The sequence below is a fragment of the Rothia sp. HMSC076D04 genome, assembly GCF_001814645.1.
GTDB classification, from domain to species: Bacteria; Actinomycetota; Actinomycetes; order Actinomycetales; family Micrococcaceae; genus Rothia; species Rothia mucilaginosa.
Window position 1 is genome coordinate 19,967 of sequence record NZ_KV817366.1, and the last position, 11,171, is coordinate 31,137.

Below are 11,171 nucleotides of genomic sequence, written 5' to 3' on the forward strand. Positions count from 1 at the left end.
GGCACATACGCTCCGTATGATTAGTCACCTCATTGTGTCGGGTACGCCCCCCGCTCGGCAACTTAAATAAGGGGCCCAAGTCAAAATGTAACGAATACTTAATATATGGGCAGAGTAAATATAGACTCCGTGGAGGTGTTGACGGCACCGGCAGGGCGGGCACAAAAAGCCCGGCACAAGGTACAAAACCTCGCACCGGGCTTAGCGGAGAAGCGGGGGTATCAGTCGGGCTACGAACGCTCAGGCTTCACAAACGGGAACGACAACACCCCACGAATCTGCGTCTGAGCCAACAGCATCACCAAACGGTCCACACCCAGACCCAAACCACCCGTCGGCGGCATACCCGTCTCCAAGGCGTAAAGGAAATCCTCATCCACCTCCATCGCCTCCAGATCACCCGAAGCCGCCTTCAACGACTGCTCCGTCAGACGCTCACGCTGCACCAGCGGGTCCGCCAGCTCAGAATAAGCACAGCCCATCTCCATGCCGTTAATCACCAAATCCCAACGCTCCGCCAAACCCGGAACACTACGATGCGGCGCCGCAAGCGGACTCGTCTCCGCAGGGAAATCCGTATAGAACGTCGGCTCCACCGTATGCGCCTCAACCAGCTCACCATACAACTCCTCAACGATGGCACCCGGACCCATACCCTCATGAACACGCACACCGTACTGCTGCGCCAAAGCCAGCAGCTCCTCAAAATCCGTCTGCACATCCACGCGGCGACCCAGCGCCTCCGACAGAGCATCACACACCGACACCACACGCCACGGACCCGACACATCAGATACCGTGCGCTCGCTCGAAGCCCTACGACCCAGCGGCAACGACACCGAACCAAACACCGCCTGAGCGGCATCCTTAATCAGACGCTCCGTCAACTCGCGCATCTGCACATAATCCGCATACGGACGATACGCCTCAAGCACCGTAAACTCCGGATTATGGGTCGCATCAGCGCCCTCATTGCGGAAATCACGACCCAGCTCATACACCGGACCGCTACCGCCCACCACCAGACGCTTCAAATACAGCTCCGGCGCAATACGCAGCGTCAAATCCTCGCCATAGGCATTGATATACGTGCGGAACGGGCGCGCGCTCGCGCCACCGTGCACCGTATGCAGAATCGGGGTCTCCACCTCAAGGAAACCCTCCGCATCCAGCCGGGCACGCAATGCCTTAATGACCGCGGTACGCAGACGCAGATTCTGCATCTGATCCGGATGCACCAACAGGTCCGTGGAACGGCGACGCAGACGCGCCTCCGGGTCAGTAAAGGAGTCGAAGGGGATGGGGTGCAGGCTCTTCGACGCCATGTGCCAGGAGGTGGCAATCAGCGATTGGGTACCGTTACGGCTCGCCCCGTAGGTGCCCCGCACGGTGATGATGTCACCGGTATCCAGGTTGCGGGAGGCGAGGCTCAGCGGGCGCTCGCCCACCAGGCTGCGCTCCATGACGACCTGCAGGGTTTCACCCCCTTCAATCAGAGTTGCAAAGAGGACTCCACCATGGTTGCGAAGCGCGCGAATACGCCCCGAAACCATGAATTCCGAATTTGGAATATTTTCAGAAGAGAATATACGCAGGGCATCCTTCACGCCCAGTACAGGAGCACTGGTACTGCCCAAAGAACCACCCAGCGGATACGGCTCCATGCCCGCCGCACGCAGCGCCTCCAGATGGCGCAGACGGTGCTGAGTCTGATCGCTACGCGACACCTCAGGAAGCTCTTCCATAGTAGCGAGCTGCATCTGGTGAAGAGCCTCCAGCTCATCTGCAGAAAGAACCTGCTCCTGATTCTGCAAACGGCGCGCCGACAGATTCGGCAAAAAGCCCTCCGCCATACCCGCCGCAACCACAACATTTGCCATCGCCAACGTCGGCTCCGTCGCCAAAAAACGAGGAACCCACAGCGGGGCAAACTTCAGATTGAAACGATACAGGCGGCGCAACTGCAGAAAACGATCCAGCACACCCAAAGAGCGGGACGCGAAACGGTTCCATGCCGACGCACCCACCTGATCAGCAGCCTCAAAAATATGGCCGAACATCGCAAAATTCAGCGACACCCGACGCACACCCAAAGACGCCGCCTGCTCCATCAGCGAGGCCACCATAAACTCCACCACACCATTAGGTGCCTCAGGGGAGCGGCGCATCACATCCAAAGACAGCCCCGTAGGACCCCACGGGACGAACGACAGCAGAGCCACCATCTGATCAGCCTCATCATGAGCCGACACCAGAACAGACGAAGAATCCGCCGGATCATTCACACGATTCAGCGCCATCGAGAAGCCGCGTTCCACACGCCCATGACGCCACGCCGAAATATTCTCCGCAACCTGCTGACGCTGCTGCTCATCCAACTCCGCAAAGCGACGCATCTGCGCCGTGTACCCGCCGCGACGCACACGCTGAACCGCCTGACGCACCGGTAGCATCGACGTGTCATTGAGCGTGAAACGGTCCGCCTCAAGGACCGCCTCCTCACCCATCTGAATAATCGACAGACCCGCACGGTTATAGGCGCGCGCACCCGCCTCACTCACGCTCAGCGCCGCAGGAACCCAACCGTAACTACGCGCCTGCAACATCCACTGCTCAATCGCGGCATCCCACGAATCCGGGTCACCCACCGGGTCGCTCGACGCCAAACACACCGAACCCACCGAACGGTACGTAATCGCCGCCCTCTGATCCGGAGAGAAAATCACCTGCTTATCGCGACGCGTCGCAAAATATGAGAGCGAATCATTGGCACCGTACTGCTGCAGCAGGGCGCGGATCTTCAGCTCCTTCTCGCCGGTCCACGCATCCGGGGCACGATAACCGCGAGCCAACAGATACAGCGCCGCAACCAGCGAGGCACCGTAACCAAAAGACGCCAAGAAAGCCACCACATCAGCAGACCACACGCCAGGATGGGTACGCTCAATACCCATGCCGTGCATCAGCAACTCCCACGGGGTCACCGAACGCAACGGCTCCCACACGCCGATGTGGCAGAGGTACCAGAGCACCAGAGTAGTCAGCAGGATGCCGCCAACAGCCGTAGCCGCCGCACCCGCCCACGAGAGGCGACCAATGCGTGCCGGGAACGCCGAACGAATCGAGAAAAGGAAAGGCACCAGCGCACACGCAAACACGATGGAGAGCGTATCGACCGTCGAGGAGAAAATACGGTCCTTCGGCATAATCCCCGCGGGGAACACCAGCGTGAAGGCGCTATGGGTCGCAATCAGCGCGCCAAGCACCTGAAAAACGATGGCGGCAATGAGAGCGGCACGCTTGCGCACAATCAGCCCGGACACAAGCACAATCATCGTAATGGCGCTGGGTAGCGTGTGCGTGGAGGGAATATTCAGCAGGTCAGCGGTGACTTCCCACCAAGTGAAGCCGCGACCGTGCCGCAGAGGAGAGATAATCCACGCGAACGTGGTCAGTAGCGCGGCAAAAGAATACACCCCGATCACCACGCGTGCTGATATCTCTGCATACCTTGAGGGAGGCGCAGGCGCCTGTCTTGCTCGTGCTGTACGGCGACGTGAGGTAGTGCGGTGAGACATCATTATCAGCGAGGAATCGGGGTGTAGAGAAGGTAGTAGACCTTAGAGGTTCTGGCTAGGCTTCAGCCTTCGGGTCACGGTAGGTGCCCTCGAAGACGTCGGGGATGCCGTTGTCGTCAGCGTCCACGCTTTCCTTCTCAGCCAGGGCACGGTAGTGCTTGTTACGGCGAGACAGGATAGCCGCGCCCACAATGGCAGCCAGAACAGAGCCAACGAGAATCGCAATCTTTGCGTCTTCGGTGTGCGGAGAGCCGTGCGGGAAGGACAGCTCAGCGACCAGCAGGGACACGGTGAAGCCGATACCGCCGGTTGCAGCCAGACCGATCACGTCAATCCATGCGATGTCCGGATCGAGGTTAGCGTTCTTGAAGCGAGTCACGAGCCAGGTGGTGCCGAAAATACCGATGGTTTTACCGGCAACCAGTGCGACCATAATGCCGACCGCCACCGAGTCGGTGAGGGCGCGTCCGAGGCCTTCAAAACCGCCCACAGCCACACCCGCGCTGAAGAATGCGAAAATCGGCACGCAGATGCCGGTAGAGAGGGGACGGAATCGGTGCTCCAGCACCTCTGCAAGACCGTGTTCAGCCTGTGCCGCCTCGGAGCGAGCGGACATCTTCACGGGCACCAGGAAGCCCAGAACCACACCAGAAATGGTGGCGTGAATACCGGACTCGAGGAAGAGTGCCCAGGTGATAATACCCAGGGGCAGAAGCAGCAGCCAGGCAGCCAGCGGCTTCAGGTGCAGCATGGTCTCACCGCGGTAGGCAATGAACGCGAAAAGAGCGAGGGGAATGAGCGCGAAGAGCAGGTACTCGCCGTGGAAGTTATTGGTGTAGAAGATCGCGATAATGCAGATTGCAATCAGGTCATCGACCACAGCCAGAGTCAGCAGGAAGACACGCATCGCCGAGGGGAGGAAAGTACCCACGGCAGCGAGAACAGACACCGCAAACGCAATATCGGTTGCGGTGGGGATTGCCCAGCCGTGCAGAGCGGTGGGGCTGGTGAAGTTCAGCGCCGTGTAGATAATCGCGGGCACTGCCACGCCACCGAAGGCGGCCGCAATCGGCACAATAGCGGTGGAGGGCGACTTGAGGTCACCAATCACGAATTCCTTCTTCAGCTCCAGGCCGGTGAGGAAGAAGAAAACGACGAGCAGACCGTCTGCTGCCCAGGTTCCGATGCTCATCTGCAGGTGGTTGAAGCCGGGGATGACCGGGCCAACAACGGTGTCTCGCAGACCAAAATAGAAGGTGGATGCGGGGGTGTTGGCGAGTACTACTGCCAGCACCGTCGCAATCAGAAGTACGGTACCGCCGACTGATTCTGCACGCAGAATGTCGGCTACGCGGCGTGAGTTGCTATATGAGCCGCGGCTGAGGGTATCTGGATTGGTGTGAGTCATTCTCTCCTCTTTCTGCCGCGATATTATGCGGCATCTAAGGCTTTTAAGTTTACTCTGCACTGTATGAGTATTCGAGTAGCTTCTGGCGGCTTTTAGCTCATGGGCGGTGCACCGCGGTGTGCTTTCATGGCGTATATACATAAACGTTCCGCCCTCCCCACGGCGTGTGGGGAGGGCGGAACGTTTAATATTTTGCAGATATTCTGCGTGGTCGACTAGGTGTCTAGCCGCCTGAACGCAAGATTAGGAACCAGCGATTGCGGGTGCGCCGGACTCCTGGCCGTGGTCGTGTGCCAGCTCGCGTGCAACGTAGTTCTCCAGGTCGAAGAGGTTGCCGTTTGCGCGCTTCACGATGGTCACCAGGGTCTCCATGGTTGCAACTTCCTCAACCTGTTCCTTCAGGAACCAGAGGATGAACTGCTCGCCCAGTGCGTAGTTCTCAGCGCGTGCTGCGGAGAACAGGGCCTCGATCTGACCGGTGACAGCCTTCTCCTGTGCCAGGGACATGTCAACGATTTCCTGAACGTTCTCGAAGTCGTTCTTGACAGCGGGAACAGCGGGGATCTCGACCTTGTGGCCGCGGTCCAGCTTGTACTGAACCATCATGAGTGCGTGCTCGCGCTCTTCGAGGGACTGCTGGTAGAAGAACTTAGCCAGCTGGGGCAGGTCCTCACCGTCGAGCCAGATAGCCATGGACAGGTACTGGTGGGATGCAGCGAACTCGTGGCCGATCTGCTCGTTCAGAAGGTCGTAGAAAGACTTAGACATATGGTTTCTCCTTATATGGTGGTTGCTTTTGGGTGCCGGGATGGCGCGGTGCAACCTGTTGATATTTATCGTAAGGGGTGGGGTGCGCCATGTACAGAGAGAAAAGGCTAATCGGTGAATCAGATAAGGTACCCCTGACATATTGTCACCACAACCCTTAGTGTGGATGCCCTGAATACTTTCTTTGGATTGTGTGGTATTGGGTGTGTTTCCTTGAGATTTCGCGGTTTAACAGGGATAGACAGCGGGTTTAAAAACCACAAACCCTACGGCTCAAGGTAAACATAGAGACACCATGTTGGGTGCCTGCGCACGGGGCTAGAGGGCGCAAAAAATCTTAAAAATCTCTCGAAAATGCGGCGAAACTGATGTGGCTAGAACCCCGATGCGCCCCCAACCACCTCCGTAAAGGTTGTTCTGCGCGCGCCTTTAAAGAGATAAGGCACGTTCCCAATGGGAATGTGCCTTATCTCTGGTTCTCTCAACTCTCACCCGAAGGCGGAGGAGGTTATTGTGTGGGGTAGTTCCCACGCTGCAGTGCATCAATCGAGATGACGTTTGAGGGGGTGTTGCCGAGGACCGCCTCGCCGATTTCTGCGAGATGCTCAACCTGTTCGGTGGTCAGGTGGTCGAAAATTTGGCGGCGTACTTCGCTCACGTGGCCGGGTGCGACCTCCTGCACCTTCTGCTCGCCTGCGGGGAGCAGGTGGCAGATGCTGACTCGGCGGTCTTCTGCACTGAGGGAACGGCGGACGTAACCGTCCTTCTCCAGGCGTGCCACAACGCGGGAGAGGCGTGCCGGGAGGGTGTTGGTAGTAACTGCCAGCTCGGTCATGGTGAGGGAATGATCCTTGGACTCGGAGAGCATCGCGAGCACCATGTATTCGACAAAGCTAATGCCAGCTTCGCTCTGCAACTGGTTTTCCAGTTTGCGGGTGAGGCTGAAGATGATGGAGCTGATAAAGAGCCAGCCTTCTCGCTCTTGCGGGGAGAGCCACTGGATGGATTCGCTGTGTGCGGTATTGTCAGACCGCTGCGCAGACGTGGTTGGTATGGGCACGGGATTGGTTCCTCTTTTATCGGATATGGAGCTCCCTTATTAAGGGGAGGTGTGGTGTGCTGGCACCCATTGTAGCGAAAGGTCTTGCCCAGTAACCCTAAATTGGTACGGTCAAGTAATGGTTGACACTTTGGTGCTAATTTTTTGGAGGGTGCTAGGGTCATCTTTTTGCACGCAGCGACTATAAAAACCTTGGGTAGACAAGTGATGCACGACATATTTAAAAAGATTTCCGGTACAAGTATAGATGAGAACGTACCAAGAAGCATACTCATGAATTGAGCCAACTTCCGCGGAATATCAAGGTTTTTAGGGGTGTGGATGAAAATTCTAGGGAGTGTAAAGAGCTTGCCAAGGGTGAAAAATAACGAAACGATAACAAAATTTTTAAAAAAATCTCGGTTTTGGCTTTGCAACCGTAATGAAACCGTGTACACTAATTACATAACGGGGTCGAAGGAAGCCTCCGAGGCGAGACCGGAAGCTCGCTTCGATAGGTTCGACTCTCTATTTATCGGTGATTGTCGTCGGTGTACGAGTAACTCGTATTTCTACCGACGGATGTGCGGTGCGGGTGCAGTTCGTGGTTGGGCTGCATTCCGTACCGTATCTTTTTAACTCGAATTTCTATCAACTCACTCTAAGAGCATCCAATGGTCGGGTGCTCTTTTTCTTTGCCCTCATAGGGATTAGCAAGAGCGCCCCTGCGAACTAGGGGAGGAGCATGAATTGAGGGGTCTGCGTATCTGCACTGCGCACCTTGCAGCTGTGGTGTTGCTGCGCCGTATCGCGCCAGGAATGTTATCCATAGGGGTTATCCACAATGGTTATCCACAGTGTGGAGAACTTACACGCATGTGATTTGGTGAAGCTGGCGATGGTGGCAATGCAAGATGCAAAGAGGGGCCCAGTCGAAAAATTCTTGTAATTACAGGCTTTCGAGGCTGTTAAAAGCGAGGGTAAGTTCTTAAACAGAAGACCTTTTCACCTTTAAAACCGCGGAACCCGAAAATTTCCACAGCTGTGGATAACCCTGTGCACTTAATCCACCGCCTCCGGCGTAAGGAGGCGCGTAAGATCGCTCGGCGGCCCTGTTAGTACTCAATATTTTGGCTAGTAGAAGGAAAAACACCCCGAATGAGGGCGAAAATTCTGCAGTTTATCCCCCGCGCATCCCCAAAATAGGATGTTATCCACAGTAGTTATCCACAGTGTGGAGAACTTACAACTCTGTTATTCATATGAGTGCATACCCCGGTATTTCAAGGCAGAATAGGGTGCCGACCCCGAAAATCCTGTTGATACACAGGATTATCCACAGGTGTGGGGAAAAGTCTTCGCCTGAAATCCACATGCTCAAGCAAGGTCTTACATAAATGTGACGCACCCCAACTCATGAAAAGTAAAGTAAACGCTACGCTGGTAATCTTTAATACAAGCCAAGTTTTCTAATGAAAGGCATCATCATGGCTGAAAAGTACACCCTCCCCGAGCTCCCCTACGACTACGCGGCGCTCGAGCCCCACATCTCCGCAAAGATCATGGAGCTGCACCACGACAAGCACCACGCAGCATACGTTGCAGGCGCTAACGCAGCTCTCGAGCAGCTCGAAGAGGCACGCGAGAACGGTGCATACGGCAACGTCTCCAAGCTCTCCAAGGACCTGGCGTTCAACCTGGGTGGCCACACCAACCACTCCATCTTCTGGAACAACCTGTCCCCCGAGGGCGGCGACAAGCCCACCGGCGAGCTGGCAGCGGCAATCGACGAGTTCTTCGGCTCCTTCGACAAGTTCCGTGAGCACTTCACCAACGTTGCACTGACCATTCAGGGCTCCGGCTGGGCAATCCTCGCATGGGACACTGTTGGCAAGCGCCTCATCATCGAGCAGCTTTACGACCAGCAGGGCAACATCTCCGTTGCACTGATTCCCGTTCTGCAGCTGGACATGTGGGAGCACGCATTCTACCTGGACTACCAGAACGTCAAGGGCGAGTACGTCAAGGCATTCTGGAACATTGTGAACTGGGCTGACGTTCAGGCTCGCTTCGAGCGCGCAGTGTCCCAGACCAAGGGCCTGGTCCTCTAATCTAAGTTTTCGTCAGCGCGGTGAAGTAGCCGCGGTGAGGTAACTGAAACGGGTGTCCGGCGCCTCCATATTCGGAGGTGCCGGGCACCCGTTCGTTGTATTCAGATGCTGCCCCGCGGGGTTGGGTGCAGAACCCTAGAGCGCCAGCGTGCGGTCAATGCGGATGCGGCGGCAGAAATCCTCATCGTGGCTCACCACGATGAGCGCACCGGTGTAGGCTTCGAGTGCCTGCACCAGCCAATCCACCGAAGAAATATCGAGGTTGTTCGTCGGCTCATCCAGCATGAGCAGTTGCGGCACCGGATCTGCCAGAAGCACCTGCGCCACCGCGGCGCGGAACCGCTCACCGCCGGAGAGGTCACCGGTCTTATGGTGCACGCTCTCGCGGCGGAAAAGCAGGCGCGCCAACTGGTCGCGCAGATGCTGCTCGCTCACCCCGGGGTTAGCACGCTGCACGCTCTGCAAGAGGGTGAGCTGCGGGTCGAGGGTGATGCGCTGCGGAATGTACGCCCCCTCGAGGCAATAGTCGACCCGGTAGGCGGGCTGCACGGGGGAGCGGTACTCCGGGTCTTTTGCGTGGGCAATTGCCTCAAGGAGGGTGGTCTTGCCGCTGCCGTTCGCACCGGTGATGCGCAGATGCTCGGGGCCGCTGAGAATCAGGTGTTCGGGGTGCTCCACAGGGGTTCCCTGCCGGCTCTCGCCATCTGCCTCAACGGGTGAAAAATGCAGAGAATCAACCTTAGTGGGTTGCTGAGTGGTAAATGTTTCACGTGAACCCTGCTGAGGGTTAGTCCCACGAGAATCAACCCTGTGCAGCTCCAGTACCTTGCGCCCCGCGGGTAGGGGCTGCTGGCTCAGCTCGGCATAGATTTTCTCCTGCACGCGCACCTCATCCTGGGCGTTCTGGTATTCCTCCTGAGCCTGCTCCTGCTTGCCGACGCGCAGGCCGCGAAGCTTCGCCGCCGCCTGCCGGGAGGCATCTTTCGCTAGATCAAGAATCGTGTCCGGCTGGTCGTCCTTCCAGACCTGCGCCATGTTCTTCGAGATAATCTCCTGTGCCTGCACCCACTCACGATGCGCCGAACGCACCCGGTTCTTCGCCTCGCTCACGCGACGCTGAGCCGCCTGCTGTTCGGTGTCCAGCGCCTGCCGGTAGGTGCTGTAGTTACCCTCGAAGAGGCGCAGGTGAGCCAGCCCCTGGCGGTCGGCGTGAAGCTCGGCAATCACGTTCACGCGCTCCAGTAGGTCGCGGTCGTGGCTGATAATGAGCGCCGGGCAGGGCAGCGCCTCCAGTGCGGCGAAGAGCTGAGCCTTCGCCGCGGAATCAAGGTTGTTCGTCGGCTCATCGAGCAGAATGAACTCGGGGTCAGAAATCATCAGCGAGGCAAGCGCGGCAATGACCGCCTCACCACCGGAGAAACTGCGCATGCTGCGGGCAAAGAGTGCGCGAACCGCCTGCGGGTCGTCACGGTTAACCAGGGCCGCCGGGGTGAAACCGTAGGTCGCAAGAGCCGCCAGGGTGCGCTCCTCAACGTCCCAGTTATCCCCGATGGTCTCATAGAGTTCGGGGGAGTACTCGCCGGATTCCACCGCCTGTAGCGCCCGCAGAATCTCGGAGATTCCGCAGAGCTCGGCGAGGGTCTGCTCCCGGTCCAGGCCCAAATCTTGAGGTAGATACGCCATGTGTTCCGGCGCCGCCAAAGAACCGGAATCCGGGGTCAAATCACCCAAAATCAACCTCATGAGGGTTGTTTTTCCGCAACCATTATCGCCAATAAGGCCGGTTAGAGACGCCGAAAATACCGCCGAAAGGTTCGCAAAAAGCGGAGGCTGGCTCGGGTGCGCAAAGTGCAGATGAGCGATACTAATGTGCGCCGCCGCGTGGGAAGTGGCGTGCGAGCGGGCATCGCGGGAAGAAGCGGAACGGGGAAAGGTCGCCTGCGGCTGAAGTACGTGTGTCATACGAGCTCCTTGAGGTATGGATGCTCGGGTGCTCTCAAACTCCGACGGTGGTGCGTTGCAGTAGTGTGCCGGCGGTTTGGGGGTGCCTATGCTGAGCGCGTGGCGGTAAGAGGATCGCCCCAAAAAGAGCGCGAAAAAACCCGAGCGTAACGGTGGATGTACCTGTGCCCGGGTGCGTGCGCGCTGATGGAGACACGCAGAAAAATGGAAGTGCGCAGGGAGAATGTGTCTGTGCAAAAAGCTGCGTGAGCACGCGAAAAATTCTTCTGAGTCCGGGCTTATGCTCGGTGGGTCATTTCTTTGAT

6 protein-coding genes are annotated in these 11,171 nt (G+C 57.5%); 1 reads left to right on the forward strand and 5 read right to left on the reverse strand.

Annotated features, from left to right (window positions below; genetic code table 11):
- Positions 1 to 230: 230 nt before the first annotated feature.
- The 4 genes from lysX to HMPREF2980_RS04390 form a co-directional block, all read right to left on the reverse strand.
- Positions 231 to 3,581 (reverse strand): bifunctional lysylphosphatidylglycerol synthetase/lysine--tRNA ligase LysX, encoded by a 3,351-nt coding sequence (lysX, locus tag HMPREF2980_RS04375; protein ID WP_083313503.1) that lies wholly within the window; start codon positions 3,579 to 3,581, stop codon positions 231 to 233.
- Between the two features lie 52 nt (positions 3,582 to 3,633).
- Positions 3,634 to 4,986, reverse strand: coding sequence for a Na+/H+ antiporter NhaA (gene nhaA, locus HMPREF2980_RS04380; RefSeq protein ID WP_049341966.1), 1,353 nt, complete (start codon positions 4,984 to 4,986; stop codon positions 3,634 to 3,636).
- A gap of 243 nt (positions 4,987 to 5,229) precedes the next feature.
- Entirely contained in the window at positions 5,230 to 5,754 is a 525-nt protein-coding gene (locus HMPREF2980_RS04385) for a ferritin (RefSeq protein WP_049341967.1), read from the reverse strand.
- A gap of 508 nt (positions 5,755 to 6,262) precedes the next feature.
- Complete coding sequence (locus HMPREF2980_RS04390) at positions 6,263 to 6,814, reverse strand: MarR family winged helix-turn-helix transcriptional regulator (RefSeq protein WP_141752094.1); 552 nt, start codon at positions 6,812 to 6,814, stop codon at positions 6,263 to 6,265.
- Between the two features lie 1,466 nt (positions 6,815 to 8,280).
- On the opposite strand from HMPREF2980_RS04390, the gene HMPREF2980_RS04395 reads away from it, so the two are divergent.
- On the forward strand, positions 8,281 to 8,904 hold the full coding sequence (locus HMPREF2980_RS04395) for a superoxide dismutase (RefSeq protein ID WP_005507370.1): 624 nt from the start codon (positions 8,281 to 8,283) through the stop codon (positions 8,902 to 8,904).
- A 135-nt stretch (positions 8,905 to 9,039) separates the two neighbouring features.
- Here the strand turns inward: HMPREF2980_RS04395 and HMPREF2980_RS04400 are convergent, their stop codons facing one another.
- Entirely contained in the window at positions 9,040 to 10,866 is a 1,827-nt protein-coding gene (locus HMPREF2980_RS04400) for an ATP-binding cassette domain-containing protein (protein ID WP_070690359.1), read from the reverse strand.
- Positions 10,867 to 11,171 lie beyond the last annotated feature (305 nt).

What these genes read in the sequence shown, in the direction of transcription:
- lysX (WP_083313503.1), bottom strand. Translation starts at nt 3,581, where the DNA reads ATGATGTCTCACCGCACTACCTCACGTCGCCGTACAGCACGAGCAAGA.
- nhaA (WP_049341966.1), bottom strand. Translation starts at nt 4,986, where the DNA reads ATGACTCACACCAATCCAGATACCCTCAGCCGCGGCTCATATAGCAAC.
- HMPREF2980_RS04385 (WP_049341967.1), bottom strand. Translation starts at nt 5,754, where the DNA reads ATGTCTAAGTCTTTCTACGACCTTCTGAACGAGCAGATCGGCCACGAG.
- HMPREF2980_RS04395 (WP_005507370.1), top strand. Translation starts at nt 8,281, where the DNA reads ATGGCTGAAAAGTACACCCTCCCCGAGCTCCCCTACGACTACGCGGCG.
- HMPREF2980_RS04400 (WP_070690359.1), bottom strand. Translation starts at nt 10,866, where the DNA reads ATGACACACGTACTTCAGCCGCAGGCGACCTTTCCCCGTTCCGCTTCT.